This is a genomic window from Streptomyces sp. NPDC048192, from assembly GCF_043202415.1.
GTDB lineage: Bacteria > Actinomycetota > Actinomycetes > Streptomycetales > Streptomycetaceae > Streptomyces.
In genome coordinates, this window is the sequence record NZ_JBIDAL010000017.1 from 70,648 (window position 1) to 97,488 (window position 26,841).

The window sequence follows — 26,841 nt, forward strand, 5'->3', positions numbered from 1 at the left end:
GCGCGGAAGCGACAATCACCCGGGTGAAAGGCGTCGAACGCAGGGGAACCGGCGTTGAGGACGGATGTGGCCGTGCGGCATGCTTGGCCCCATGAGCAGCACAGACGCCCCGGGGGAACGGCCCTCCGGGCGCGGTGACCGGGCCGTGACCGGGCTGCGCCTGAGGGGACGGGACCGCGAGATCACGGCTGTCCGTGAGGCCCTGGAAGCGGTGCGTGGCGGACGGGGCGCCTGCGTCGTCGTGGAAGGAGCGCCGGGCGTCGGCAAGAGCCGGCTGCTGGCGGAGCTGGCCGAGCTGGCCCGGCGGTTCGGGTTCGACGTGGTGTCGGTACGGGCCGACGAGTTCGACCAGTACGCAGCGGGAGCCGCCCTTCAGTCCGCCCTGCAGTCTTCCGGCGGATCCGGTCCAGCCGCCGCTTCCGCCGAGGACCGGCGGCTGTGGCTGCTGGACAGCATCACGGAGGCTCTGGAGGACCGTGCTCAGCGTGCACCGGTGGCCGTGCTCGTGGACGACGTGCAGTGGGCGGATCCGGCCACGCTCTTCGCGCTCCGCACCCTGCCCGGGCGGCTGGCCGCCTCGAGCGTCCTGTGGGTGCCGGCGGTACGGTCGGAGACCGAGCGGCCGACCGTGGCCAGGCTGCGGGAGGACCTCGAACGCCACGGAGCCCGATGGCTGACCCTGGGCCCCCTGCCACAGCAGGAGCTGCAGCAGATCGCTGCCGATGTGCTCGGAGCGAGGCCGTCACCCGGTCTGGCCAGGCTCCTGCGAGGCGTCGCGGGCAATCCGTTCCTGGCCATCGAACTGATGCGCTCTCTTGCCGGCACAGAGGCCGTCAAGGTCGAGGCGGGCATGGCGAGCCTGCTGCACGACGACATCCCCGCAGGATTCCGGCTGAGTGTCGCCGCGCGTCTGGACCGGCTCCCGGAGGACGCCGTGCGTCTGCTCCAGATCGGGTCCGTCCTCGGCCGCGAATTCGACCTCGGCACGGCCGCCCGCATGCTCGGCAGGCAGGTCGGCAGCCTCCTGTCGGGCGTCGAGGCCGCCCTCAACGCCGGTGTGCTCTCGGCCGACGGGCCGCGGCTGGCCTTCCGCCACGACATTCTGCGGCAGGCTGTCCACGAGCACCTGCCGCCGGCCGTGCGGACGGCTCTGCACCGGGCGGCGGCCGACACTCTGCGTGATACCGGGGCACCAGCGGCGGAGGTGGCCTGGCACGTCGTCATGTCGGGCGGTCCGCTCGGCGATGATGCCGTGGCCGCGCTGACCAGCGCCGTACGGGAACAGTCGTCGACGGCCCCCGACGCGGCCGCGGACTTCGCTCAGCGGATCGCCGGGCTGCTGCCGCCGCACGACCGGCGTCGCATCACCCTGCTGACCGACGCCGCCGAGTACCTCGGCCGGACCCACCGGTTGCAGGAGGCTCTCGATCTGGTCGGCACCACCCTGTCGGACGGTCCTGAGGCGCCGCAGGAGGCACGTCTGCGCCTGGTGGCCGCCGAGATCCACCAGGCTGCGGGTGACGACGCCGCCGCGATGACGCACCTCCAGCACGCCCTGGACCTGCCCTCGCTGCCGCCCGACGTGCGCATCCGGCTGCTGAAGACCAAGGCGACGGGTCACGTGTACCTCGGTGACATCTCCGCTGCCGAACAGACGGACACCGGACTGGTCGAGGCCGCGTATCGCAGCAACGATCCGGCCCTCGTCGTCAGCGCCATGGTGTTCCGGTCGCAGACGGCCTTCTACCGCGGGCGCCTGGCCCGCGCCCTGGAGCTTGCCGAGGAGGCCACCCGGCACGCCGGCACGGAGTCCGCCGGGCTCCATCTGCGCCCCCCGCGGATTCCGGCGCTGTGGCTGGCGACGGTGCTCGTCGCCACCGACCGGATCGCGGAGGCCGAGCGGGTACTGAGGGATGGACAGCGGGAAGCGGAGGGGCTTGGCCTCGGCTGGTCCCTCCCCCACTGGCATGCCGTCCGTGCCTGCGCACTGCTCGAGCAGGGTGCTCTGGACGACGCGGCTGTGGAGGCGGAGGCCAGTCTGACGGTGGCGGACGAGCTCGAGATCGCTCAGCCCAATCCGCAGCCCCGCTCCGTGCTGGCGCTGGTGGAGATCAGACGCGGCGACCTCGCGAAGGCCAGGGACCATCTTCGCGCCGCCGAAGCCGGTTCGGGCACGAAAGCGCAGCGGTACGGACCGTGGCTGGCGCTCGCGCGCGCCTGTCTGGCCGACGCGGAGGGCCGGGACGCCTCGGCGGCAGCGGCACTCAGGGCCAGCTTCGCAGCCCCTGGACCGACGCGGCTGCTCGCGGTACCTCCGTCCCAGTGGGCGGGGATCGTGCGCATGGCGCTCCGCGGCGAGGACGCCTCGGTCCCCCAGGCCGTGTCCGGCGCACTGAGCAGCCTGACCGCGCAGCACGCCGGCCCGCGGATCACCGAGGCAGTCCGCGCCCACGTGGACGGTCTGCTCCATGACGACCCCGGCGCACTGACGTCCGCCATCACCGGTTACCGCAGCACCGGCCGGCGGCTGGGCCTGGCCGCGGCGTGCGAGGACCTCGGCGAGCTGATGGCCGCGTCGGCCGATACGACGGCGGCCATCCCGTACTTCGAAGAAGCGGTTCAGCTGGCGTCTGCCTCAGGAGCCCTGCGCGATCAGGAACGGATCAGGCGGCGCCTTCGACAACTCGGCGTGCGCAGTAGCGCACCACGGCGCCACACTACCGGCTCGCCGGAGTGGAGGAGCCTGACCGAGTCCGAGCGGAAATTGATCCCTCTTGTCGTGGACGGCCTGACCAACCGGGCCATCGCCGACAGGCTGTATGTGTCCGTGCACACGGTCAACACGCACATGAAGCACATCTTCGCCAAGCTCGGTATCAACACACGAGTCGAACTGACCCGGCTGGCGATCGAACACGGTGAACTCACCGACGGGGCGGACTGAACGGTACGCCCGGCCCGTTGGCGCGGACGGCGGCCTGCTGAGCAGCCGCGGCCGGGACTGCGGCCGGTGCGGCGTGCGACGCGGCAAACAGCCATGGCTGCGATGGAAACCGGGCCGGGACGCGGTTGCCGATCAATCGGTGCGGAACGGAGGGGCGCACCGCCTCGGCCGAGATCTGGACTGCCGGTTCGCCCGCCAGGTGGTGCGGAATACCCCGGTGCACGGCCGTCTGGGCAGCGGGGGCAGGCGCTGCCGTTCCTCGATGAGTCGCTCGACCGGCCGCATCGCTCGGCGGATGCAGGAGTCGACCGCGTGGCAGAACGCCCGAACAGGCCGCTTTCAGCTCGCGGAAGCTCCTGCAGTGCTCACCGAAGCGTCGTTGTGCGCACAGCGCCGGCGGCGCTCGCCGGCCTGCGCCAACGGCACCGGGGCGGTCCCTTGCACGGTCCGGACGGGAGCCGGCTGCCTGTGGACCCAGCGGGCTTCCCGGATCCCTTTGGGCCGGCAGCCGGCTCCCAGATCTCATCCCACCGGTACGGGAACGACGGTCACGCCCGGTCGTACAGCTCTGTCTCGTTCCGGGGCACGCCGTCAGCCGTCGGCCTTCGCTCAGGGCGGTGTTGTCGCAACGCGAGGGCGCTATGTCCCTGACCGGTCATGAGCCCGGGTGCCGACGGCGCCACGCCGGTTACCCGGTCCGGGGTCCGGCGAGGAGCGTGTGGCCGGACCGCCGCCACCGGGGTGACGTACGCGGTGTCGGTCCGATCTGTGAGCACATGGTCGGCGCCCGGGATCGCGACGAGGGCCCTGGGTGGCGGGCGGCGTCGAAGATCTGCCGTACGTCGCGCGAAGCCCTCTCCCCCACCGGAGCCGAGCCCCCTTCCCGTGGTCCGCCGGGCGGAACCGGCCCGCCGACGGCCTGGGCCGGCCAGGCCGCCCATAGCCGTGGCCGGCTTCCCGCCTGGGCGCCGGCTCCCGTGGCCGGCGGGAGCCCACCGCGGCACGGGGAACCGGCGTCGGCCGGGCGGATGCCGGTGCCTGATCGACGGCGTCCCGTGCCGGACGCCGTCGGTCAGGGCCGCACTCCGGCAGCGGCCGCGTCCTCGCTGATGTCCGCTGCGGTGGCCAGCAGCGCTTGGCGGTAACGGTCGACGGTGGACTCGTCGTGCTGAGTCGTCGTCGACACATTCACCGCGGCCACCACGTCGCCGGATCCGTTGACCACCGGTGCGGCCAGGGAGCACAGACCACGCTCCAGCTCCTCTTCGACGTAGGCCCACCCCTGGACGCGTGTCGTCGTGAGGATCTGTCTCAAGGACGCCTCGTCGTGCACCGCTCGGGGGGTGGGCGGTGTGAGATCCGCCCGGGTGAAGTAGTCGTCGAGCCCGCTCGCCGGCAGAGCGGACAGCAGCACGCGGCCCATGGCGGTGGCGAAGGCCGGGAAGCGGGTTCCGACGGTGATGCCGACGGTCATGATCCGTCGGGTCGCGACGCGTGCCACGTACACGATGTCCGTTCCGTCGAGCACGGCGAGGGACGTCGACTCGCCCAATTGGGCGGAGAGTCGTTCGAGGTGGGGCTGGACGATCTGCGGCAGTTCGAGGCCCGAGAGGTATGCCGTGCCGAGGCGCAGGATCCGTGGCGTCAGCGTGAAGCGGTTGTCCAGGACACGGACGAATCCCAGTTCGGCCAGAGTGAGCAGCAGGCGACGTACGGTGGCCCGGCTCAGACCGGTGCGTGCGGCCACTTCGCTGAGGGTCATCTCGCGGTGCTGGGCATCGAACGCCATGATCACCGACAGACCGCGGGCGAGAGACTGGACGTACTGATCTCCGGGTTCGGGCTTCTCGCTCACCATGGCGTCGATCTTAGGTGGGAGGAGGTGCGGCTCCGCCATCAGCGCACGCTCTCCTCGACTCGTCGCAGCGGAACGTCCAGGCGTGCGGCCAGGTCCTCGAACGAGGTTCCGAAGGTCTCCCGTACGACGGCTCCGCCGGCCCCCACGAGGAAGGTGGCCACCTCGGTGTAGACGCGGCTGACGCATGCCAGGCCGGTCAGCGGATAGGTGCACCTAGGGACCAGCTTGGGCGTTCCGTCCTTGGCGAACAGGGACATCATCACGAAGACGTCCTTGGCGCCGATCGCCAGGTCCATGGCACCTCCCACAGCGGGGATCGCGTCGGGTGCGCCCGTGTGCCAGTTGGCCAGGTCGCCGTGCGCCGAGACCTGGAACGCGCCCATCACACAGACGTCGAGATGTCCGCCGCGCATCATGGCGAACGAGTCGGCGTGGTGGAAGTAGGAGGCCCCCGGTAGTTCGGTGACCGGTGTCTTGCCTGCGTTCGTGAGATCCGGGTCGGTCTCGTCACCGTGCGCGGCCGGCCCCATTCCGAGCATGCCGTTCTCCGTGTGCAGGACGACGCCCTTCTCGGGTTCCAGATGGTCGGCGACCTTCGTCGGCCGTCCGATGCCGAGGTTGACGAAGGAGCCCGGGGCGATGTCGCGGGCCACCAGTGCGGCCACCTCCTCCGGATCGAGGGGGCCACGGTCCAGATGCTCGGTCGTCCGTGCCGAGTCGGTGGCGAGGGTCATGATGCCTCCTGGGCCTGGGCGGCGCGGCTGAGGTCGAGGACGCGGTCGACGTAGATGCACGGGGTGACGACGGACTCCGGATCGAGTCGGCCGGTGTCGACCACGGAGTGGACCTGGGCGATGGTCAGCCTCGCGGCAGTGGCCATGACCGGGCCGAAGTTGCGGGCGGTCTTCCGGTAGACGAGGTTTCCCATGCGGTCGGCCGTGTGGGCGGCGATGAGGGCGACATCGCCCTTGATCGGATATTCGAGAACGTAGTCGCGGCCGTCGATGGTGCGCCTCTCCCGGCCCTCCGTGAGCATGGTGCCCACGCCGGTAGGGCAGTAGAAGGCGCCTATGCCGGCACCCGCCGCCCGCAGCCGTTCGGCGAGATTGCCCTGGGGCACCACCTCGAGTTCGATGCGGCCTGCTCGGTAGAGCCCGTCGAACACCCACGAGTCGTGCTGGCGCGGGAAGGAGCACACGATGCGGCGTACCCGGCCCGCAGCGAGCAGCGCGGCCAGCCCGTCGTCGCCGTTGCCGGCGTTGTTGGAGACGACCGTGAGGTCCTTCGCGCCCTGCCGGATGAGTGCGTCGATGAGGCTGACCGGCATGCCGGCCATGCCGAAGCCGCCGATCAGGACGGTCGAGCCGTCCTCGATGCCCGCGACCGCCTGGTCGGCGTCCGCGGTGACGGCGGTGGGGCTCATCGGGCCGCCTCCTCGTTCTCCAGTACGACGGCCAGTGCCTGGCCGACGCCGATGCAGATGGCCGCGACTCCCCAGCGTTCGTTCCGTTCGCGCAGGACATGAGCGAGCGTGCCGAGGATGCGGCCGCCCGAGGCGCCGAGCGGGTGGCCGATGGCGATCGCTCCGCCCTTGACGTTCACGATCCCGGGGTCGATGCCCCAGGCGCCGATGCAGGCCAGGGACTGTACGGCGAAGGCCTCGTTGAGTTCGACGGCGCCCACGTCGGACCAGCCGATGCCCGCGCGCCGCAGCGCCGTCGCCGCGGCCTCCACGGGTGCGTAGCCGAACATCTGCGGCTCCAGGGCGTGGGCTCCGCGTCCGGCGATGCGTGCCAGTGGGTCTCGCCCCAGCCGCTCGGCGGCGGGGCCGGAAGCGATGACGACGGCCGATGCGCCGTCGTTGAGGGGCGAGGCGTTGCCGGCCGTGATGGTCCCGTCCTTGCGGAACGCGGGGCGCAGCCCGGCGAGCTTGTCCACGGTGGTGTCGGGCCGGATGCCTTCGTCCCGGCTGAGTCCGACCCCCTCGACGGGCACCACCATCGGCTCGTAGAAGCCAGATTCCCAGGCCGCGTGGGCCAGTTGGTGCGAGCGGGCGGCGAAGGCGTCCTGCCGTTCGCGTGAGATGCCGAACCGTTCCTGCAGTTGCTCGTTGCACTCCCCCAGGGAGACCGTCCACTCCTCGGGCATGCGCTCGTTGACCAGGCGCCAGCCGAGCGTCGTCGAGACGGCGGTGATGTTGCCGGCCGGGAAGGCCTTGGAGGGCTTGGGCAGCACCCAGGGAGCGCGGGTCATGGACTCGACGCCGCCCGCTACGACGATATCGGCGTCGCCGGTCTCGACGAGGCGTGAGGCGATCATCGCGGCGTCGAGCCCTGAGCCGCAGAGCCGGTTCACGGTCGTCGCCGGGACGCTCACCGGCAGCCCGGCGAGCAGTACCGCCATCCGGCCGACGTTGCGGTTGTCCTCACCGGCGCCGTTGGCGTTGCCCCACACCACCTCGTCGACGTCGGCCGGGTCGAGGCCGGGGACGGTGGCGAGGGCGCCCTTCAGGGCCGTGGCTGCCAGGTCGTCCGGCCTGACCTCGGCCAGGGCGCCGTTGAAGCGGCCGAACGGTGTTCGGACTGCCGAATAGACGTATGAGTCACTCACCCGAGCCATCCTGTTCGCATAGCGTACGAATGTTCAGTATGCGAATACAGCGTAAACGTCCGCTCGGGCCTCGACAACCGTGACTTTCGGAGCCGCCCTGCGTGCTGCCATCCGCCCGTCGCGTCCGGCCCGCAGCGGCCCCACGGCAGGCCCCAGCACATCGGCTCGGGGGTCGACACACCACCGCGCAGGCAGCGGCGCACGACGACTGAGTCGTCGTGCGGACGCCGGCACAGGGCGGGCGCCGGTGATCCCGGCGTCGGCCCGGCGTTCTGGCGCTGCGCGACGGCTTCGCGTGCGGCCCGCGCCGACGAGGACGGGGAGATGGGCATGAGCCGGCCGTGCGCCTTCCGGGCCAGCTGATCGTGTACTGGTCGTGCGGGATCGCGCGCGCCCACACCGCTTCGAACGCGTCGGCGCACAGCTTCACGGCGGCCGGGTCCTCGCTGACCTCGCCGCCCGCCGAGACTCCTTCGCCGGTGAAGTGGTTCCATCGGATCAGGCGGACGTCGATGAGCCAGCAGTCGTTGCCGGGCAGTGCGATGGCCGAGGCCTGCCGGCGGGGCGGCCAGGGCACGTGCTCGCCCGCGGCGATGTTGGTGAAGGTGCCGTCGTAGAGGAAGCGGGTGTACTCGCTGACCGGCTCCGAGACGATTGCGGGCTCGGCGCACCGCGACACCGCGGCCTACGGTGTCCTGGATGAGGGTGAGCCACGGGCGCCACCATGAGGCGCGGTCTGCCGGGCCGGTACCCGGAAACGACCACCCTAGGCATCGCGGCGTGTACGCAACGGCACGTGTGTCCCCCGAGGTTGGAAACCGGCCCTGGAGGTCCCACAGGTGGCAGACGGTCGGTTCCTGCAGAGCGGCCGGCCGAGATCACCGTCTTGGGGAAGGTGTGGGTTGTGGACGAATACGACGTGGATGAAGTCCTCCAGCGGGCCCTGGACCGGCTGACGGTTCTTGCCGACATCAACACGGCGCTGGCCGGCACTCTGGACGCCTTCGAGGGGCTGCACCGGGTATGCCGGATCGTGGCACACCGTCTGGGCGACTGGTGTGCTGTCGACCTGCTGTCCGAAGGCGGCCGGATGGAGCGGATCTGTGTCACCCGCAAGGACGCCGGCTCTTTGTCCGCTCAGGAGATGCGCGGTCTGCCTGCGCTGCCGGAGACGGCCAGCGGGCCGTTCGCACGGGTGCTACGCGGAGCCGGCCCGCTGCTGCTGACGGGCGACAGTTTGGATCTCTCGGCCGGTACGGATGCGTGGGATGCGCAGCCGGCGCAGGTCTTCGCCTCGCAGCAGGCCAACAGCGTGGTGCTGGCGCCGCTGCGGGCCCGGCGGGAGGTGCTCGGCGCGATCACCATCAGCCGCTTCGGCCCCCATCCGGCCCTGGGCAGCGAGGATCTGCCCCTGGTGGAGGACATCGCGCACCGCGTCGGGCTGGCCGTGGACAACGCCCGCCTGCACGCGCAGACCGAGCGCATCGCCGAACGCCTGCAGCGCTCCCTGCTGCCCGCGCTGCCGCACGTCGACCACCTGAAGATGGCCGCCCGTTACGCCCCCTCCCACGCCACCGCCGAGGTCGGCGGCGACTGGTACGACAGCTTCCTGCTGCCCACCGGCGACACCACCCTGATCATCGGCGACGTCACCGGGCACGATCTGAAAGCCGCGGTGACCATGAGCCAGTTGCGCAACATGCTCCGCGGCATCGCCTGCGACCGTCAGGAACCCCCCGGAGCCATCCTGCGGCGCCTCGATCTGGCGCAGCACACGCTGTATCCCGGGGCGACGGCCTCCTGCGTGTACGCGATCATCAACGGTCCCGAAGGCGGCCCCTGGCAGCTCACCTACGCCAGCGCCGGCCACCTGCCGCCCCTGCTCGTCACCGACCAGGGCGACACCCACTACCTCAACGGCGGCCACAGCCTCCTGCTCGGCGTCAGCACCCACCTGCCACGCTCCAGCGCCACCGAACCACTGCCGCCGAAATCCACCGTCCTGCTCTACACCGACGGCCTCATCGAACGACGCGGCGAAGGCCTCGACCAGAGCATGACCCGGCTGCGCCAGCACGCCGCCGCACTCGCCCGCGAAGACCCCGACACCTTTTGCGACGAACTCCTCACCGGCCTGGCCTCCGACAGTACCGACGACGTCGCTGTCCTCGCCGTACGCATCCCCGCCGCAGGCGAACGATGATCTCCTCCACGTCGCGGCGGTTGCCGCGCTCACGGCCGCAGCCACGGCATACGGCGCAGGCGGACTTCGGTAGGCTCGCTGACAACCGGTCGCGTCTCCCGACGAGGCGACCGGGAGACGTGATGACTGCGTCCTCAGTCGAGGTGGCAGTAGCGAGCAGGCGCCTGACCGTGCGGGTCCACGGGACCCTGGACCATGAGACCGCCCCGTTCCTCCGCAACCGTCTGCTGGACGAGAGCCCCGAGAGCCAGCGGAATGTGGTGCTGGACCTGTCCACGGTCTCGTTCTGCGATTCCGCCGCTCTGAACGTGCCGGTGTGGGCCTGGCAGCGGACCGAGAAAACGGTGCCACGCTGGTTCTGGCCAGTTTCCCGCCGCCTCTGATGCACATGCTGGACACAACCGGCGTAGACACCCTGCTGCGGGTGTACGAAACGGTCACCGAAGCCGAGAGGGGCACGCCGGTCGGCAACGACTCCTGATGACACCGCGTGTGTTCCTGTTCCCCCGTCTCCCCTCAAACCGATCGGCCACCGGGTCTGAGGTCAGCGGCAGGACCGCCGTCACCGCCTTCCGCCCGGCCCGACGCTGACCTCGCTCGGAGAGGGCTCGTCGGCTCGCGCCGGCTTCGGATTCCGAGGCTGCGGGTTCGTCGAGCCTGACGGTGTGCGCCGGCGCCTGATGCGCTGACGAGGGCGGAAGGTCTCCCCCTCGGCGAAGTACGGCGTAACCGATCCCGATTCCGGCAGCAACAGGCCACTCGAGTACCCACGCAAGGGCGAGGGCGCCGAGGCCGGCGTACAGGGGAGTCCGCCTTTGACGGGCAGGATGCGCGGGGCGGCGGCGACGGGAAGGGCGACCCGGCCACTGCCCCAGACGGCTTGACGACGTGATATTGGGGAACTCCGAAACCGGCAACTCTGCCAGACGCGCGGAGGGAGCTCGATATGAGCCAGGTCGAAGCGGGTTCATCGGATCTTCGTCAGCCGTTGCAGGCCGTCGGCTCGGTGCTCAGTCGCTTGCCCGGAGCCGGGCTGGTGAACAAGGCCGCCGACAGCGCACTGGACTGGATCGGAGCTATCTCTCCGCGCGGCCGCCGGATGGCGGTCTACACCGGGGCCGGGGTGCTCGGCGTCGCCGGGGTGGTGGAATGGCCCCTGGCAGTCACCGGTGCGGCTGTCGCATGGCTCACCCAGCCGCGAACCCCAGAACAGGCACGAACCGAGACAGCCGAGGACCACGCGGCCGCAAGCCCACAGGGCCACATGGCGGAGACCGGGGCACGGCCCGCTATGGCGGACCGCAGCACCACCCCCTCGGAAACCACCGACACCGAGCACTATGGTCCCGGCGACCGGCTGGCGCCGTCCCATCTTCACCATGAAGATCCCGGTCGCCACACGCACGAGCAACCCGCGAAGGTCGGAGACCCTGTCACGGCGTCCGCGCTCAAGCAGGTTGCGAAAGCCTCCGAGCACCACACCTGACCACGCGGTGTCCGAACAGCGTCCCGGCGGGGAAGGCCGGGGTCGCTGCCCGCCAGGCCCCGTGGACCGGCCGGTGCGCCCGGCCGCCTGGCGTGTCGGTGGCCGGCTCGCGTCCTGGTTCGCGATCTGTCTCTGGATTCTGCGATTGACCGGTCACTGCGCGATGCAGGCACCGTGAATCCTTCAGCCCACACGCTATGATCGCCGGCTCACAGCCGATCTTCCGGCTTTGAGACCGATTGGTGCCCGCATCAGCTGGTCGGATGAGACCGCAGTGCCCGCGAAAGGCGTCCTCGCGCGGTACGCGGCGGAAGGCGTCCGCACGGTCCTCGTGACGTGTACCGCCGGCAGGTGCGGTGACGGACCCGGGGAGAGGTGTCAAGCCGGGCGATCCCGGGCACGCCCCGGCGGCCGTCGCCGCGATGCGGAGGCAGGCACTCGAGTCGAGCTGCGCCATTCTGGGTGTCAGTCACCTGGAGACCCTGGACTACGCCGACTCCGGGATGATGGGCTGGCCGACCAACGAACTTCCCGGTTCCTTCTGGCGGACACCCGTGGAGGAAGGTGCCGCCCGGCTCGTGGAACTCATGCGCCGCTACCGGCCCGACGTGGTCGTCACCTACGACGAGAACGGCTTCTACGGCCACCCCGACCACATCCAGGCGCACCGCATTACGATGGCGGCGCTGGCGATGACCGAGTCGGCATCGAAGGTGGCGGGAGTTCGGTGCGTGCTGGCAGGAGCCGGATCCCGCGGAGGCCGCCGCGAAGGCCGAGATGGGGCTCCCCGACGAGGAGATCACCACCTGGGTGGACACCACCGCGTTCGGCGGTCAGAAGTTCGATGCGCTGGCCGCGCACGCCCGTCAGGGCGAGAACATCTTCTTCCTCAAGATGGGCCAGAAGAAATTCACCGAACTGATGGGTGTCGAGAGCTTCGTACACGTCCACGACAGCACCGGCGCGGCCGTGCCCGAGAACGACCTCTTCGCCGGGACTGCGCTGACGCCGACTTCGGTGATCAGTCGCACCGAGCCGCGCGGGGCCCCGAGCGGACAGCGGATACAAGACGACGAGCCGGCGTGCACGAAAACGCGTGGCATTGCCCCGGTGTTGGTGAGGATGCTGTGGAGGCCGGCAAACAGTCTTCCGGGCTTCGGAGAGCCTCCCTAACCTCCCGGAAGCATGGCAGCAGAACACGTGCAGGAGTCCCGTCCGACCGTCAGACATTCCCGCAGACGTTTCCTCACGACCGCCGGCGGCGCGGTCGGCGCGACCGCGTTAGGGCCCGCAGCGCGGGCAGCAGCGGCCACTCCCTCCCGTCGGCGCGTCGCCGTCCTCGGCGGCGGCGTGTCCGGGCTCAGCGCCGCTCACGAACTCGCCGAACGCGGCTACGCCGTCACCGTCTACGAGTACTACGACACCCTTGGCGGCAAGGCCCGCTCGATGGACGTGCCCGGCACGGCCTCCGGGGGCCGCAAGCCCCTGCCCGGCGAGCACGGCTTCCGCTTCTTCCCCGGCTTCTACCGGAACCTGCCGGACACGATGCGGCGCATCCCCTTCCCCGGCAACGCAGACGGCGTCCACGGCAACCTCCGCAACGCCACCGAGGAGCTGTTCGCCCGCAGCTCCGGACGCCCCGACCTGCACTTCCCGTTGCGCCGGCTCACGACCCCGCCCGCACCCGGCGACATCACCGCGTCCTGGCTCCGCGACCAGATCCTGTCCGTCCTGGACGTGGGCACCCGGCTGCCCGCTCACGAGGCCGCCTACTTCGCCGACCGTCTCCTTGTCCACCTCACCAGTTGCGACGCCCGCCGCGAGGGCCAATGGGAGAAGGTCGCCTGGTGGGACTTCATCCGCGCCGGAGAGATGAGCAGGGAATACCAGACGCTCCTGGGCATCGGACAGACCCGCAATCTCGTCGCCACCCGCGCCGAGGTGGCCTCGACCAGAACGGTCGGCCGCGTCATCATCGAGGCCCTCATCCTGTGGGGCCTGCTCGGCCGCGGGATGGACGGTGACGCCGACATCGACCGCGTCCTGAACGCCCCGACCAGCGAGGCCTGGATCAACCCCTGGGAGGCGCATCTGCGCTCGCTCGGCGTCGACTTCGTGACCGGCACGCAGGTGTTGGAGGTCGGCTACGAGGGCCGGCGGGTGACCGGCGTCCGCGTCGCGGCCCGCGACGGCGGCCACGAACGCACGATCACCGCGGACCACTACATCTCCGCAATGCCCGTTGAACACGCCCGCGCCACCTGGGGCAAGGCTCTGCGCGCCGCCGACCCGCAGCTCGGACGGTGCGACGCGCTGAAGACGGACTGGATGACCGGCGTGATGTTCTACCTGCGCACGCCCACGCCCGTCGTGCACGGCCACATCAACTGCCTCGACTCACCCTGGTCGGTGACGGCCATCGGCCAGGCGCAGTTCTGGAACGTACGGGACTTCTCCCGCGACTACGGAGACGGGCGAGCCCACGACTGCTTGTCCGCGATCATCTCGGAGTGGGACAAACCCGGCCTTCTGTACGGCAAGACGGCCAAGGAGTGCACCAAGGACGAGATCGTCGCCGAGCTGTGGGCGCAGCTGAAGGACGGGCTGAACGACGCGGGCAAGACGACCCTCAGGGACGAGGACCGCCTCGGCTGGTTCATGGACCCGGCGGTGACAGGCCTCGGCGGCCCGAACGCGCAGAACCGCGAACAACTGCTCATCCACCCGACAGGAACGCTCTACCATCGTCCCTCAGCCCGGACGGCAATCCCCAATTTCTTCCTCGCAGGCGACTACGTCCGCACCGACGTCGACCTCGCGACCATGGAAGGCGCCAACGAGTCCGCGCGGCGAGCCGTCAACGCCCTGCTCGATGCGGACCGTTCGGACGCCGAGCGGTGCCGTGTGTGGGAGCTGTACCGGCCGCCGGAGATGGAACCGCTGAAGCGGATCGACGAAGCACGCTACAGGCTGGGTCTGCCCAACACCTTCGACCTGGGCTGAGCCGAAAAGGCCGCTGCTCCGTGTCGGCGGCCGGAGGCGGAGCATCACGTGGTTGCCCCGCACCCATGGTTATGGCGCGGGGCAACGGCTTGGTGTGCGGTAGGCCAGCTGCGGGGCTGCGATCCGCCGGAACTGGTCGACGGTCGCCGACTTCAACACCACGAGCAGGCACAGCGAACCGCGACTCGGCCAGGGCGCGGGCCCGGCCCGACGGCGACATCGCGACCACCCGGTAGCCGGTCGCGGCGAACTCCCGTACACAGGCAGCGCCGATTCCGGATCCGCCACCGACGACGATCGCGACCTTCTCGCCGCGGACGAGGGTGCCTCAGGCACGCGTTTGACGTTCTGACACGCACTCCATCACAAATCACCACCCGGTCCGCCCGAGGGTCCGGCGACGCGTACCCTGCTCGTCTTCTCACCGAAACGCCGGCCGGCCGACCGCGGTCTCCTGATCGACCTGAGTGCGAACCCGGACGGCACGCTGCACCACCCCGACCAGGTCTCACCTCGGCACTCAGCTGGTCGCGTAACGGGCGGTTCACACCACCGACGAGACTCCGGCTCATACCGCTGCACGACTGCTCCGACGCAACTGATCAAGGCGAGAGCGGCACCAGAGATCCACAGATATCGATGACTTCTCGGAATCCCTTGACGGATGAACGCAGTGCACGGTGTCACTCAGCGGCTGACGACAACTGTTTGGCGGGCCGTCATCTCAGAAAAGCTGAAGACCTCGGGAGAGGCCTCCTAGTCTCCTACTGCCCGAAGCAAAGACGACCGCCTGAGCAGCAGACAACCCCCGAGTGCTGTTCCAACCGCTCCCACAGGAGGTCCACCGTGTCCTTGCTGTCCCGCAAGAAGCGCTCGAGCCGGGCGCTTTCCCTCGCCGCCCTCCCCGGCGCCCTGATCGGATTGTGGGCCGCTGCCCCGGCTGCGCAGGCCGCCGCTCTCCCCGCCCCCGACCACGTGGTCGTGGCAGTCTTCGAGAACCACTCCTACGAGCAGGTCATCGGCAGCACGAGCGCCCCGTACCTCAACAACACTCTGGTGGCCGGCGGCGGCAACCTCACCCAGTCGTACGCCATCACCCACCCCAGCCAGCCGAACTACCTGGACTTGTTCTCCGGCAACAACCAGGGCATCACCAACGACAACTGCTACACACCGCAGTTCAGCAGCGCGGCGAACCTCGGCTCCGAGCTCATCGCCGCCGGCAAGACGTGGGGCAGCTACAACGAGGGCCTGCCCTCCCAGGGCTCCACTGTGTGCACCAACTCCGCCACCCAATACGCCCGGAAGCACAACCCGTGGTTCGCCTTCAACAACGTCCCGCTGAACACGGCGCACACCTTCACCCAGTTCCCGACGGACTACACGACCCTGCCCAAGGTCTCGTTCGTCATCCCGAACCTGTGCAACGACATGCACGACTGTTCCATCAGCACAGGTGACACCTGGCTGCAGAACAACCTCGGCGCCTACGCCACCTGGGCCAAGGCACACAACAGCATCCTGGCCGTCACCTTCGACGAGGACGACAGTGCACACGGCAACCACATCGCCACCGTGTTCTACGGTGCGCACGTGGCGCCGGGTAGCTCCACCTCGAACCGCTACAACCACTACGACACCCTGCGCACCATCGAGGACCTGGCCGGCCTGACCACCCACGCAGGGGCCGCGGCCAACGCATCCGACATCACCGGCATCTGGAACTGAACGTCGTCGGGCGTCAACTGCTCCGCACGTAACCGGCCACAGTGGTGAATCGGCGTCGGGGCCGCCGCCTCGCAGGAGGTGGCGGCCCCGACGTACCAGGAGAAGCCGGGGGCGACATGATGCTGAGCAGGACGGCGTGTGACCGGCACGGTTCGGATGCGCCGGACTGGAGCGGGGAGCCTGATCCAGGGAGCGGGTCGACGCGGAGGCCCGGATGAACACACCCGGCGTTCGGCGCCCAACTGCCGGCGGCTGCCCGGCCGTGCCGCCCTCAGCCGGTCAGGGCGTGTCGCCGGTCCAGTCGACCGTCGCCGCCCGCGGAGCCCGGCCGCCTCGAGGTGATCAGGACTGGACCGTCACATGGCCATGCACAGTCGCCGGGCGTCGAGCAGTGCCGCATGGACGTTGCGGTGGGCGACCGCGTCACCGATTCGGAACAGCTGATAGGTGCCGTGCTGGTTGGCCGCCCGGTCCTGTGGCCGGCTCTCGACGAGCGCGGTCGGATCGGTCTCGCCGAGGTTGCGGGAACCCGCCCGCAATCGGTGGTACAGGTCGTCGGCGGGGGTGGTCCCGTGTTCGACGACGACCTGGTCGACCACGCGCTCGGTCACCGCGTCGGTGTAGGCGTTGGCCAACGTGGCCACCAGGGCACCTGACTCGCGTCGTACCGCGCGCAGCACATGGTCGGGAGTCAGCACTGCGCCATGCGCGTACAGGACGCGTAGATAGTCCGGGTAGAGGGTGCCGGTGACGTCGGCTCCGACCGTCCGGTCGGGGGTGACGAGCTCCACCGCCACGCCGGCGGTGGCCAGGCGCTCGGCGGCGGTCAGCGCCTGCTCGCCGCCGTGGTCGTCGAAGACCAGGACCCGGTGGCCGGGCCGGGGGGTGCGGCCGAGTACGTCCCAGGTCGAGTCGACCAGTTCCTCCCCGCTCTGGCCCACGGCAGTGTTCGGCAGGCCGCCGGTGGCGACCACCACGACGTGGGGCCGCAGGGCCAGGACGTCGGCGGGCTCGGCGAGGCACCCCCGTCGGACGGTCACTCCCAGGTGCTCGATCTCCCGGGCCAGCCAGTGGACGATGCCGGCCTTCTCGGCGTGCCGTGGCGTCCGGGCGGCGAGCAGGACCTGCCCGCCGAGCCGGTCGGCGGCCTCCAGCAGGGTGACCTGGTGTCCGCGTGCCGCGCAGACACGGGCGGCCTCGAGCCCCGCCGGGCCGCCGCCGACGACGACCACGCGCTTGGTGACCTCTGCCCGGGTGACCAGTTGCGGGATCACCGCTTCCCGGCCGGTCGCGGGGTTGTGCAGGCAGAACGTCTCCACGCGGGAAGCGCAGTAGGTGGCGCCGACGCAAGGGCGGATGCGCTCCTCCTGGCCGGCGAGCAGTTTGGCGAGGATGTGCGGGTCGGCGATGTGCGCCCGGGTCATGCCGATCATGTCGGCGTAGCCGCCGTCGAGGGCGTGCCGGGCGGTGGGCAGGTCGGCGATCCGGCCGGCGTGGAAGACCGGGATGCCGACCTCCTTGCGGATCGCTGCCGCCGCCGGGAGGCGGGCGCCTAGAGGTCGGCCGAACACCGGGATGACGTCGGCCAGTTCGCGGTCGGTGTTGCCAGAGCCGTAGATGACGGACAGGAAGTCGATTTTGCCGGTGCCGGCCATCGCGGTCGAGATGTCGACGCAGTCGGCGGGTGTGAGGCCGTCGGCCACGCCTTCGTCTCCGGGGACGCGCATGCCGACGACGAAGTCGTCGCCGACCTGTCTGCGGACCTCTTCGAGCACCATGTGGCCGAAGCGCAGCCGGTTTTCCAGGCTGCCGCCGAACTCGTCGGTGCGGTGGTTGGTGCGCGGCGACCAGAACTGGTCGATCAGGTGGCCGGCCATGGCGGCGATCTCGATGCCGTCCAGGCCGCCCTCCCGTGCCCTGCGCGCGGCCGCACCGTAGGCCTCGACGATTCTGTGGATGTCGTAGAGCTCGATCTCCTTGGGGAAGCTGCGGTGCGCCCGCTCGCGCACCGGGGACGGGCCGAGGGCGGGCAGCCATCGGTCGGTGTCCCACTTCGACCGGCGGCCCAGGTGGGTCAGCTGGATCATGACGGCCGTGCCGTGCCGGTGCAGACGCTCGGTGATGGAGCGGTAGAACGGCAGGACGGCGTCGTCCCCGGCGTCGATCTGGTCGAAGACGTTCGCGGAGTCCGCCGCGACGTTGCTCGACCCTCCGATGATCGTCAGGGCGATCCCGCCCTTGGCCTTCTCCTCGTGGTACAGCTCGTACCGCAGGCCCGGCGCTCCGCCCTGCAGATAGCCGGAGGGTGCGTGCCCGGTGCTGTAGATCCGGTTCTTCAGGACCAGGTTGTTGATCCGCAATGGCTGCAGGACGGGGTCGTTCACACGCACGGTCGGGGCTCCTTCGCCGGGTCGAGAGGTTGGTGCGGGGTCAGGACAGGCTTATGGTCCGGCCGCTGTGCGCGGCGGCGCGGGCGGCGTCCAGGACGGTGGCGGTTTCGACCGCGTCCCATGGGTCGACCGGCACCGGGCCGGTGCCGCGGACCGCGGCGGCGAAGGCGGGGTAGAACAGGTCCCAGGCGCCGCGGGCGGACGGTACGGGCTCTGCGTACGCTCCGCGCAGCACGTGTCCCCAGCGGTTCTCGGGCTCGACCCCCCAGCGCTCGCCCTCGGATGCCGGGGACGCACCGGCGGTCAGCAGCGCCTCCTGCCCGTCCATGCCGTCGACGAGGAAGGTCCCCGAGGTGCCGGTCGCCCGGAAGCGCGGCCCCGGGGCGCCCTGCCGCCAGCTGCCCCACAGGTGCGACCGCACGCCGCTTCGGTGCGTCAGCGCGACGAAGACGTCTTCGTCGAGCCGGCCCGCGCCGCGACGGTGGCGCGTCTCCGCGTACACCCGCTCCACCGGCCCGGACAGCACCAGCGCCTGGTCGACCAGGTGGCTGCCGAAGTCGAGCAGGGTGCCGCCACCGGCGGCGGGCGGGCCCGGCTCGGGATCGAACCGTTCGAACCGCGACTCCAACCGGGTCAGCGTGCCGAGCCTGCCCTGGTCGACGAGGCGTCTCAGCGTCAGGAAGTCGGAGTCCCAGCGCCGGTTCTGATAGACCGTCAGCGTCAGCCCCAGCCGGTCCGCCAGTTCGGCGGTCTCCCGTGCGGAGGCCGCGTCGAGCGCGAACGGCTTGTCGCAGACCACCGCCAGGCCCAGGTTCATCGCCTCCTGCGCCAGCGCCATGTGGGTGGCCGCCGGCGTGGAGACGGCGACCGCCTCGGCACCGGCCCGGGCCAGCTCCTCGAGCGAGGCGAAGATCGGCCGGTCCAGGTCGCGGGCGACCTGTGCACGACGCTCGGGCGAGGTGGTGACCACCCCGAGGAACTCGCACTCGTGTGCGGAGGCGAGCAGCGGCCCGTGGAAGAAGCGACCTCCGAAGCCGTAACCGGCCAGTCCGATGCGTACGGGCGTGGTCATGCGTGATCCCTTGGTCGTGGTGGCCGGTGGTCAGCGGAAGCGGCTGGGCCGGAACGCCTCGAGCAGCGGGCTGCGCTCGCCGGTCGTCATCTCGTCGGCCAGCAGTTCTCCGGCGATCAGGGCGAGGGTCGCGCCGCTGTGGGTGAAGGCCACGAACAGGCCCGGCACCACGTCGAGCTCGCCGAAGACCGGCTCGCCGTCGCCGGGGATGGGTTTGCGGCCCACGCCGTAGGAGTCCAGCTCCAGCTGCGGATGGCCGGCCAGCACGGCCGACGCCTCACGCAGCAGCTGCTCGACGGTGGAGTCCTTGACCTCGTAGCTGCCGTCCGCGTGCGCGATGACCTCGGCCGCCGAGGCGTCGGAGTCCATCACCAGCGTCCCGCCCGGTGCGGGGCGCAGCGCCACACGCGGGGTGTTGAGGGTGGCGCGCAGGGCGGTGTCGACCGCCTTGGTGCGCACGAGCAGCGCCTGCGGTGTCGCGTCCGGGATCTCCACCCCGTACTGGCGCACCATGCGCGGCACGTCGGCGCCCGTCGCCAGCAGGACCGCGTCGGCGTCGATCCGCTCCCCGGCGCCCGTGCGCACGGCGACCGCCCGGCCGCTCTCGACCACTACATCGGCGGCGCCGCCACCGGTGAGGATCCGGCCGCCGGCCGCGGTGAACTGCCCGGCCAGGCGCTGGACGAGCGCGACCAGGTCGACCCAGCCCTCGCCGGGGTTGAAGACGGCACCCTCGTCGGGGATCGCAGCCGGGTCCACGCCGGGCGTCCACTGGGCGACCTCGTCGCGGGTCAGCCAGACGGCGTCGTAGCCGTTGTGCCGCATGTGCTCGAACGCCACGCGGTGCGACTCCTCCCCCGGCGCCGCCCAGGTCAGTCCGCCGTCGAACTTCAGGAAGTCGGGGGACGGAAGGCGGGCGGCGAGCGTGCGGTACCGGTCGATGCCCAGCAGCCGCAGCTGGTGGTAGGCCTGCGAGCGCATGCCGCCGAAGGAGTTGAGCCAGGACAGGGAGCGGCCCGATGCCCCGTCGGCCAGTTCGGCCTCGGTGACCAGGACGACCTCGGCTCCGCGGCGGGCGAGCTGCGTCGCGGTCGCCACCCCGATGACGCCACCGCCCAGGACGGCGACACGGGCGCGGGAAGGGGAAGTACGCATGGAGAACCTCTCGGTGTTCCGGTGACAGGCATGGCCGTGGTACCCACGTGGGCACAGCGCCTGCCGCGGGCTGGGTGCGGTGCGCCGGAGGCGCTCCCGCCGGGGACGGAGTGGAGTGGGAGTGGGACGGGGCGAATCAGACGGGGCGCTTACGCACCCTGTCCGTGCCCGGCGGTGCTGGAGCGGACGATCAGCTCGGTCGGCAGCACGAGCCGCTCGGCGGGGCGGTCGTCGCCCTTGATCCGTTCGAAGAGGCGTTCTGCTGCGGCGCGGCCCATGGCCAGCGGTGACTGGGCCACCACGGTGAGCGGCGGGTCGACGAGCGTGGTCCAGTCCAGGTCGTCGAAGCCGACCAGGGAGAGGTCGCCGGGGATGGTCAGCCCGCAGCGGCGCGCCGCCATGAAAAGGCCCTGCGTGGTGACGTTGTCGGTGGCGAAGACGGCGGTGGGCGGCTGCTCCAGCTTCAGCAGGGTCTCCGCGTGGCGCTGGGCCTGCGCCGTGTCGCTGAGCGGCGTGTACTGGATCAGCTCGGCCGCGGAGGTCGCCCCGTGGTCGTCCACGGCGGCGAGGTAGCCTCGGATACGGTCGATGGACGGACGGGCCGCGCCCAGCACCGCCAGCCGCCCGGTGCCGCCGCGCGCCACCAGTTCCGGGCTCTCCTCCGGGTCGACGCAGGCCAGCAGACCGACGCGGCGGTGGCCGAGCGCGAGCAGGTGCGACACCGCCTCGTAGGCGGCCGCCTCGTTGTCGATCACCACGCTGTCGGCGTCGAGCGTACCGATGGGCCGGTCGAGCAGGACGACGGGCACGCCCAGTTCCTGCGCCCGCTTGAGGTGGGCGACGTCGGTGACCGAGGTCGGTGCCACGACGATCCCCTCGACCTGCTTGTCCAGCAGGACGTTGACGGCGGCGCGCTCCACCTCGAGCCGGTCGTCGCTGTTGGCCAGGATCGGCTCGTAGCCCTGCTCACGGGCCACGTCGCACAGACCGCGCATCGCGGTGGCGAAGTAGGGGTTGGAGATGTCGGCGCCGACGAAGCCGATGCTGCGCGTGCCTCCGGAACGCATGCTGCGCGCCACGGCGTTGGGCGAGTACCCCAGCCGGTCCGCGGCCGCTTGTACCTGGGCGCGCAGGTCCGCCCGGACACGGCCGTAGTTGCCCAGCGCCCGGCCGGCCGTGGCCACCGACACCCCTGCCTCGCGGGCGACGTCGGCCACCGTGGGACGCCGGCGCCCGCTCGAGGCTCCTGCACCAGCCGACATCACAGCACCTGGGAGAGGAAGTTCTTCAGCCGCGGCGACGCGGGCGCGTCAAAGATCTGTTCGGGCGTCCCCGACTCCACCACGACCCCCGCGTCCATGAACACCACCGTGTCGGCGACCTTCCGGGCGAACCCCATCTCGTGCGTCACGACGATCATCGTCATGCCGCCTTGTGCCAAGTCTGCCATCAACTGGAGGATCCCCTTGACCAGCTCCGGGTCGAGCGCGCTGGTGACCTCGTCGAAGAGCATCACCTGCGGCTCCATGGCCAGCGCCCGCGCGATGGCGACCCGCTGCTGCTGGCCGCCGGACAGCTGGGCCGGCCGGTGTCCCGCGCGCTCGGCCAGGCCCACGTCCCGCAACCGCCGGCGGGCGATCGCCTCCGCCTCCTGCTGGGGCATCTTCTTCACATGCCGCAGCGCGAGCGTGATGTTCTGCTCCGCGGTCTTGTGGGGGAACAGGTTGAAGTGCTGGAAGACCATGCCCACCCGCTGCCGCAGCATGTTGACGTCCATGGTCGAGGTGTCCTCGCCGCCGAGCAGGATCTGCCCCGACGAGCGGGTCTCCAGCCCGTTCAGGCAGCGCAGCAGCGTCGACTTTCCCGAACCGGACGGGCCGATGACGCACACCACCTCGCCGGCCGGGGCGAGCAGGTCGGCACCGCGCAGCACATCCACCGGCCCGAACCGCATCCGCACATCGCGGGCTTCCAGCGAAGTTCCCTCGTAGCGCCGCGAGTCGAGGGGAACAGTCACGTCCGGTGTCGTCATACCAGGGCCTCCTTCGGATCGACGCGGGACGGCTCCTGGACCGCCGCGGCCGGGCGGGAGCCCTCACGCAGCCTCCGGTCGATGTAGTTGACCAAGTGGGTCAACGGCACCGTCAGCAGCAGATAGCACAGGCCGGTGGCCAGCAGCGGGGAGAGGTTGCCGGTGGTCATCGAGTCGTCCTGCCCGATGCGGAACAGCTCTCGCTGGCTGGTGACCAGGCCCAGGAAGTACACCAGGCTGGAGTCCTTGATGATGGCGATGAACTGGTTGACCATCGCCGGCAGGACCCTGCGCACGCCCTGCGGCACCACTACCAGGCGCAGCGACTGGCCGTGCGTGAGCCCGAGGGCCCGGCAGGCCTCGCCCTGGCCCTTGTCCACGCTCTGGATGCCCGAGCGGAAGATCTCGCCGATGTACGCACCGGACATCAGGCTCATGGCCAGGACGGCCACCGGGTACGGCGAGGTCAGCCAGCTGATCTGCGCGGAGAAAACGCCCTCGCCGACGACCAGGATGGTCAGTGCCGCAGGCAAACCTCTGAAGAGGTCGGTGTAGACCCGGGCGGGCAGACGCAGCCACCAGCGGTGCGACAGGCCCGTGATCGCCAGCACCATCCCGATGACGCTGCCCAGCATCGCGGAGGACACCGCGAGGACCAGCGTGTTGCGCAGCCCGTAGGTGAGCAGGTCCGGCAGCACCTGCCCGATCAGCTGCCAGTCGAAGAAGTTGTGCAGGAGTGCATTCATGACTGCCCCTTGGCGGTGTACGGGGGCAGCTGGCTGCCGGTGGGGACCGGATCCTGCGGGAAGTACTTCTTGTACAGCTTCAGCCAGGTACCGTCACCCACCAGCTGCTTGAGCGCGCCGTTGAGCCGGCCGGCCAGCTTGGTGTTGCCCTTGCGTACTGCCCAGCCGGCGGGGAACGCGGTGGCCGGGATGGTGATCGGCTGCTTGAGGTGCAGGTCGGGGTACTTCTTGGCGATGCCGAGGTTCGGTTCGAAGTCGTTGAAGAATCCAGCGACCCGGTTGTTCTTCAGCGCCAGGTCGGCGGAGTTGTCGTCAGGGAACCTCACGATGTCCGCGCCCGGTAGGAACGTGCCGGCGTTGGCGTCCTCGATGGAGCCCTGCAGTACGGCGATCCGCTTGCCCTTCACGCTCGCGACGGCGGAGGTGATCCCGCTCTCCGCCCTGGTGAGGACGCCGAAGTAGCCGGCGAGGTAGCCGTCGGAGAAGTCGACCATCTTCTTGCGCGGCGCGGTGATGCCGATTGCCGCGGCGGCCACATCGAACTGCCGGTTGCTGACCGCGGGCAGCAGTCCCGAGAAGTCCAGCGACACGATCTGCGGCTGAAGCCCGAGCCTCTTCGCGGCTGCCGAGATGAGATCGATCTCGAAGCCGGTCAGCTTGCCGTTCTCCTCGTACGCGTAGGGCTTCATGTTGTTCGAGGTACCGATCTTCAGGACTCCCGCGTGGGCGACCCCTGCTGACGTCGCGGACGACCCGCCCGTACCGGCCGCCGAACCGGCACTGCAGCCGGTGGCGGTGAGCAGTGACAGAGCCACCGCGGCGATCACCCCCCGTGCCGAACCGAACTTCGTCATTGCTCCTCCAAGCAGGCTGGGACATGGTGCGCTGACTGACGTCCGATTCCGAGTCGCGGGACGGACGATGGTGCCAGTGAGATGACATGGTCGCTGGAGCTGGAAGGCAGCGGCCGGCGTCCGAGACCGTGACCACCTGAGTGATCGCGCGTGCAGCGCGCCGCCCTTCCCTCGAATCGGAGAACGTTCTCCCACTCGAGGTGAGAGAACGTTCTCACCGCGCCTGTGAGGCGTCAAGTCCCTCTGTTCGGCTTTTTCAGCCGCACCGAGCCATCGCCGTGGAACCGGCAGGACACGCCGCGCAGACCCACCCGGCACCCGACTGGTCCACGGCAGCAGCCCCCACGCCACCGCCCCGGAAACCATCCACGGGATCCGGAACCTGCCACCGCGCCCCTCGCCACCAGCGGGACGGACGCCTTCCCCCTGCTCGGAGCCGGCCTCTGCGACCTCTCCGCCCCGATCCCCTTCGTCCAGGAAACCAATCTTCCGAGCCGCACTCGGGCGCGACCCGACCCACGACGAAACGGCCCGGCTGCAGGCCGCCTACCTGCGGCAGCCGGCGGACGACATCAGGACTTCGGAGCGCTACCGCGTCCTGGACGGCGTAGAGGAGACACTGAGGCGGGTCGCGGACGCAGGGGTGATCCCGGGCTTCCTGTCCGAAGCATGAGAGGCGCGCGCGGACCAAGCTGGAGCCTGCGCCCAACGACCCTCACGACTCTCCTTCACCACCAAGGCCGAACGACTCGCAGCCCCTCCTGGGCGCCTGGAGAGGGGCCAGCCGAAGACAGCCCACCTGGCCACCCACAGCATGTGCCTCGATGACGGGCCGAAGGGATGCCACCTCTTCAAGGAGAAGCTCGACGGATGCGTACGGGCCGTCTTCCGACCCGGTCGGCAATGAGGCATCCAGGCGCAGATCGCCGCAGAGAAAGGCCAGGGTGCCGCAAAGCAGCAGGCCTGCCGCACCGGTGACGAGGACGGGGCGGCGAGCGAAGGAAGTGAGCCTTTCCCCACCTGCCCTCGCGGACACCCGTATCGCTCGGCGGAGATGCAACCCCACGTCGGGGCCGGGTGGTCGCCGCACTCGGTGAGGTCGCTCCGGCCGGTGCGGGCCGGGCGGAGAGGGATGAGCGCTGGGCACCTCGCACGGGCCGGCGGTCAGCTGTCACATCATGCGAGACCGGCTGATCCCGACGTCGGGCCGCGGAGCGGCCTCGTCCGTACCTGGCGCGGCGATACGGCTTCAGGTCTCGGTCGGCTGGTCCGGTCGGTTTCGCAGGGTTCGGTCGGCCAGGGTGAGGGTGGTGAGGCCCAGGCTGATGCCGATCATGATCCAGGCGATGAGGTGGATGCCGTGGTCGCTGACCTGGTGGTGGAAGACGATGCCGGTGATGGCGGAGGAGGCGATCGAGCCGACGTACCCGAAAGTGCGCAGCAGGCCGGCGGCGGTGCCGAGTTGTTCCTGCGGCGCGTGGGTGTAGAGCGCGGTCTGGTAGCCGGCGACGGCGAATCCCGTCGAGGCGCCGAACACAAGGGTGAGGACGGCGACGACGCCGATCCAGACGCCGGAGTCGAGCAGGAGCACACCGGCGGAGCCGGCCAGGGCGGTCAGGGCGGCAGCGATGACGGGACCGCGCACCATGTTCCGGCGCGAGATCAGCGCGATCACGACCCCCGAGACGAGCGTCATGGGCAGCAGGAGCAGTCCGGAGGCCGACTCGCTGTAGCCACGTACCGCTTCGACCCACTGGGTGACGCCGTAGAGCACGACGTACTGGCAGAGCATGACCAGCCCGAAGAGCACGTAGGTGTTGGTCAGCGCTGGGCGAGTGGCCAGCAGGCGCACGTCGATGAAGGGACTGGCTGCTCGCAGCTCCCACAGGATGTCGGCGACCCACAGCACGATCGCGAGCGCCAGGATCCACCAGTGGGCGCTGGGGAGTTCGAAGAGGAAGACCAGCAGGGTCAGCATCGCGGCGGCGAAGCCGACGATTCCCGTCAGGTCCAGGCGCGAGGCGACCTCGCGGAGCCGGAAACCTTTCAGCGGCCCGTCGGCCTCGACCCAGGCCAAAGCGGTCGCGAGGGCGACCAGGGCGATGGGGACGTTGACGAGGAAGACGGCTCGCCAGCCGAAGCCGCTGACCAGGAGACCGCCCACGGGCAGGCCCAGTGACGCGGTGGCGACGCCGGCGATCTGGAGGCCGCCGAGCACCCCGCCCGGCGGCTGCTCCAAGGCCGCTTCGCGGGCACGCTTACGGATCAGCAGCATTGCCGTCGGGTAGGCGCAAGAGGTGCCTATGCCGATCAGGATGCGGCTGATCAGCAGGGTCAGCAGGTCCGGGGCGACGCCGCCGACCAGCCCGCCCGCCCCTACGGCCGCGATCCCGGCGAGCAGGACGCGGCGAGGCCCGAAGACCTCTGCGGCCTTCCCGGCCGTGGGCTGCGCCACCGCGCTGGCCAGGTACAGTGCCGTCACCAAGGTGGCGGTCTGCCCGATCGGCACACCGATGCCGTGCGCGATCGGGACCAGGGCGGTAGCGATCAACGAGCTGTTGACCGGGTTGAGCGCCGAGCCGACGTACAACGGCGTGAGGAAACGCCATGAGAACGCGTGGTCTTGTGCCGTGCGGGTCGGCGCCGTGGACGAGGCCTGTGTCGGCATGCTGAACTCCCTTGCCACGCCCGTTGGGGCCGCGCATCGTGTGGATCTTCGCTCAGCATCCGCGCTGCCTGTCGGGCGTCTTCGCCGAGCGG

At 70.4% G+C, this 26,841-nt stretch carries 18 protein-coding genes and 3 pseudogenes; 7 read left to right on the top strand and 14 right to left on the bottom strand.

Going from position 1 to position 26,841, the window contains the following annotated elements:
- Nucleotides 1-91: 91 nt before the first annotated feature.
- Nucleotides 92-2,944, top strand: a complete 2,853-nt coding sequence (locus tag ACGFZN_RS31430; protein ID WP_393861832.1) for a helix-turn-helix transcriptional regulator — start codon at nucleotides 92-94, stop codon at nucleotides 2,942-2,944.
- A gap of 1,072 nt (nucleotides 2,945-4,016) precedes the next feature.
- On the opposite strand, the gene ACGFZN_RS31435 is transcribed toward ACGFZN_RS31430, so the two are convergent.
- From ACGFZN_RS31435 to ACGFZN_RS31455, 5 genes and pseudogenes are all read right to left on the bottom strand, one after another.
- Nucleotides 4,017-4,802 carry an IclR family transcriptional regulator C-terminal domain-containing protein gene (locus tag ACGFZN_RS31435; protein ID WP_393861833.1) on the bottom strand — a complete coding sequence of 262 codons (786 nt, stop codon included), beginning with the start codon at nucleotides 4,800-4,802 and terminating at the stop codon, nucleotides 4,017-4,019.
- Between the two features lie 38 nt (nucleotides 4,803-4,840).
- Nucleotides 4,841-5,536 carry a 3-oxoacid CoA-transferase subunit B gene (locus ACGFZN_RS31440; protein ID WP_393861834.1) on the bottom strand — a complete coding sequence of 232 codons (696 nt, stop codon included), beginning with the start codon at nucleotides 5,534-5,536 and terminating at the stop codon, nucleotides 4,841-4,843.
- On the bottom strand, nucleotides 5,533-6,225 hold the full coding sequence (locus ACGFZN_RS31445; protein WP_393861835.1) for a 3-oxoacid CoA-transferase subunit A: 693 nt from the start codon (nucleotides 6,223-6,225) through the stop codon (nucleotides 5,533-5,535). The genes ACGFZN_RS31440 and ACGFZN_RS31445 overlap by 4 nt, the downstream gene beginning before the upstream one ends.
- Nucleotides 6,222-7,421, bottom strand: coding sequence for a thiolase family protein (locus ACGFZN_RS31450; RefSeq protein WP_393861836.1), 1,200 nt, complete (start codon nucleotides 7,419-7,421; stop codon nucleotides 6,222-6,224). Before ACGFZN_RS31450 ends, ACGFZN_RS31445 begins: the two co-directional genes overlap by 4 nt.
- Before the next feature lie 352 nt (nucleotides 7,422-7,773).
- A pseudogene (locus tag ACGFZN_RS31455) lies at nucleotides 7,774-8,155 on the bottom strand (DUF6879 family protein); the annotation flags it as partial.
- Nucleotides 8,156-8,316: 161 nt separating this feature from the next.
- On the opposite strand from ACGFZN_RS31455, the gene ACGFZN_RS31460 reads away from it, so the two are divergent.
- From ACGFZN_RS31460 to ACGFZN_RS31480, 5 genes and pseudogenes are all read left to right on the top strand, one after another.
- On the top strand, nucleotides 8,317-9,615 hold the full coding sequence (locus ACGFZN_RS31460) for a PP2C family protein-serine/threonine phosphatase (protein ID WP_393861837.1): 1,299 nt from the start codon (nucleotides 8,317-8,319) through the stop codon (nucleotides 9,613-9,615).
- A 122-nt stretch (nucleotides 9,616-9,737) separates the two neighbouring features.
- Nucleotides 9,738-9,998 carry an STAS domain-containing protein gene (locus tag ACGFZN_RS31465; RefSeq protein ID WP_393861838.1) on the top strand — a complete coding sequence of 87 codons (261 nt, stop codon included), beginning with the start codon at nucleotides 9,738-9,740 and terminating at the stop codon, nucleotides 9,996-9,998.
- Between the two features lie 563 nt (nucleotides 9,999-10,561).
- Nucleotides 10,562-11,101, top strand: a complete 540-nt coding sequence (locus tag ACGFZN_RS31470) for a hypothetical protein (RefSeq protein WP_393861839.1) — start codon at nucleotides 10,562-10,564, stop codon at nucleotides 11,099-11,101.
- 229 nt (nucleotides 11,102-11,330) lie between these two features.
- Nucleotides 11,331-12,097, top strand: a pseudogene (locus tag ACGFZN_RS31475) (PIG-L family deacetylase); the annotation flags it as partial.
- A 189-nt stretch (nucleotides 12,098-12,286) separates the two neighbouring features.
- Nucleotides 12,287-14,104: an FAD-dependent oxidoreductase gene (locus ACGFZN_RS31480; protein WP_393861840.1), complete on the top strand. Its 1,818-nt coding sequence runs from the start codon at nucleotides 12,287-12,289 to the stop codon at nucleotides 14,102-14,104.
- 211 nt (nucleotides 14,105-14,315) lie between these two features.
- Here ACGFZN_RS31480 and ACGFZN_RS31485 read toward each other — a convergent pair.
- Nucleotides 14,316-14,402, bottom strand: a pseudogene (locus ACGFZN_RS31485) (ketoreductase); the annotation flags it as partial.
- Between the two features lie 557 nt (nucleotides 14,403-14,959).
- On the opposite strand from ACGFZN_RS31485, the gene ACGFZN_RS31490 reads away from it, so the two are divergent.
- Nucleotides 14,960-15,832, top strand: a complete 873-nt coding sequence (locus ACGFZN_RS31490; RefSeq protein ID WP_393861937.1) for an alkaline phosphatase family protein — start codon at nucleotides 14,960-14,962, stop codon at nucleotides 15,830-15,832.
- Between the two features lie 356 nt (nucleotides 15,833-16,188).
- On the opposite strand, the gene ACGFZN_RS31495 is transcribed toward ACGFZN_RS31490, so the two are convergent.
- The 8 genes from ACGFZN_RS31495 to ACGFZN_RS31530 form a co-directional block, all read right to left on the bottom strand.
- Entirely contained in the window at nucleotides 16,189-18,222 is a 2,034-nt protein-coding gene (locus ACGFZN_RS31495) for an NAD(P)-binding protein (RefSeq protein WP_393861841.1), read from the bottom strand.
- A gap of 40 nt (nucleotides 18,223-18,262) precedes the next feature.
- Nucleotides 18,263-19,294 carry a Gfo/Idh/MocA family protein gene (locus tag ACGFZN_RS31500; protein WP_393861842.1) on the bottom strand — a complete coding sequence of 344 codons (1,032 nt, stop codon included), beginning with the start codon at nucleotides 19,292-19,294 and terminating at the stop codon, nucleotides 18,263-18,265.
- A gap of 30 nt (nucleotides 19,295-19,324) precedes the next feature.
- Nucleotides 19,325-20,449: an NAD(P)/FAD-dependent oxidoreductase gene (locus tag ACGFZN_RS31505; protein WP_393861843.1), complete on the bottom strand. Its 1,125-nt coding sequence runs from the start codon at nucleotides 20,447-20,449 to the stop codon at nucleotides 19,325-19,327.
- A gap of 149 nt (nucleotides 20,450-20,598) precedes the next feature.
- Nucleotides 20,599-21,666, bottom strand: a complete 1,068-nt coding sequence (locus ACGFZN_RS31510; RefSeq protein ID WP_393861844.1) for a LacI family DNA-binding transcriptional regulator — start codon at nucleotides 21,664-21,666, stop codon at nucleotides 20,599-20,601.
- Nucleotides 21,667-21,710: 44 nt separating this feature from the next.
- Complete coding sequence (locus ACGFZN_RS31515) at nucleotides 21,711-22,481, bottom strand: amino acid ABC transporter ATP-binding protein (protein ID WP_393861845.1); 771 nt, start codon at nucleotides 22,479-22,481, stop codon at nucleotides 21,711-21,713.
- On the bottom strand, nucleotides 22,478-23,227 hold the full coding sequence (locus tag ACGFZN_RS31520; protein WP_393861846.1) for an amino acid ABC transporter permease: 750 nt from the start codon (nucleotides 23,225-23,227) through the stop codon (nucleotides 22,478-22,480). The genes ACGFZN_RS31515 and ACGFZN_RS31520 overlap by 4 nt, the downstream gene beginning before the upstream one ends.
- Nucleotides 23,224-24,081: an ABC transporter substrate-binding protein gene (locus ACGFZN_RS31525; RefSeq protein ID WP_393861847.1), complete on the bottom strand. Its 858-nt coding sequence runs from the start codon at nucleotides 24,079-24,081 to the stop codon at nucleotides 23,224-23,226. The genes ACGFZN_RS31520 and ACGFZN_RS31525 overlap by 4 nt, the downstream gene beginning before the upstream one ends.
- 1,249 nt (nucleotides 24,082-25,330) lie before the next feature.
- On the bottom strand, nucleotides 25,331-26,749 hold the full coding sequence (locus ACGFZN_RS31530; RefSeq protein WP_393861848.1) for an MFS transporter: 1,419 nt from the start codon (nucleotides 26,747-26,749) through the stop codon (nucleotides 25,331-25,333).
- Between the last annotated feature and the right edge of the window lie 92 nt (nucleotides 26,750-26,841).

Bases quoted from the DNA above. Each gene is read 5' to 3' on its own strand.
- ACGFZN_RS31430 (WP_393861832.1), top strand. From the start codon at position 92: ATGAGCAGCACAGACGCCCCGGGGGAACGGCCCTCCGGGCGCGGTGAC.
- ACGFZN_RS31435 (WP_393861833.1), bottom strand. From the start codon at position 4,802: ATGGTGAGCGAGAAGCCCGAACCCGGAGATCAGTACGTCCAGTCTCTC.
- ACGFZN_RS31440 (WP_393861834.1), bottom strand. From the start codon at position 5,536: ATGACCCTCGCCACCGACTCGGCACGGACGACCGAGCATCTGGACCGT.
- ACGFZN_RS31445 (WP_393861835.1), bottom strand. From the start codon at position 6,225: ATGAGCCCCACCGCCGTCACCGCGGACGCCGACCAGGCGGTCGCGGGC.
- ACGFZN_RS31450 (WP_393861836.1), bottom strand. From the start codon at position 7,421: ATGGCTCGGGTGAGTGACTCATACGTCTATTCGGCAGTCCGAACACCG.
- ACGFZN_RS31465 (WP_393861838.1), top strand. From the start codon at position 9,738: ATGACTGCGTCCTCAGTCGAGGTGGCAGTAGCGAGCAGGCGCCTGACC.
- ACGFZN_RS31470 (WP_393861839.1), top strand. From the start codon at position 10,562: ATGAGCCAGGTCGAAGCGGGTTCATCGGATCTTCGTCAGCCGTTGCAG.
- ACGFZN_RS31480 (WP_393861840.1), top strand. From the start codon at position 12,287: ATGGCAGCAGAACACGTGCAGGAGTCCCGTCCGACCGTCAGACATTCC.
- ACGFZN_RS31500 (WP_393861842.1), bottom strand. From the start codon at position 19,294: ATGACCACGCCCGTACGCATCGGACTGGCCGGTTACGGCTTCGGAGGT.
- ACGFZN_RS31505 (WP_393861843.1), bottom strand. From the start codon at position 20,449: ATGCGTACTTCCCCTTCCCGCGCCCGTGTCGCCGTCCTGGGCGGTGGC.
- ACGFZN_RS31515 (WP_393861845.1), bottom strand. From the start codon at position 22,481: ATGACGACACCGGACGTGACTGTTCCCCTCGACTCGCGGCGCTACGAG.
- ACGFZN_RS31520 (WP_393861846.1), bottom strand. From the start codon at position 23,227: ATGAATGCACTCCTGCACAACTTCTTCGACTGGCAGCTGATCGGGCAG.
- ACGFZN_RS31525 (WP_393861847.1), bottom strand. From the start codon at position 24,081: ATGACGAAGTTCGGTTCGGCACGGGGGGTGATCGCCGCGGTGGCTCTG.
- ACGFZN_RS31530 (WP_393861848.1), bottom strand. From the start codon at position 26,749: ATGCCGACACAGGCCTCGTCCACGGCGCCGACCCGCACGGCACAAGAC.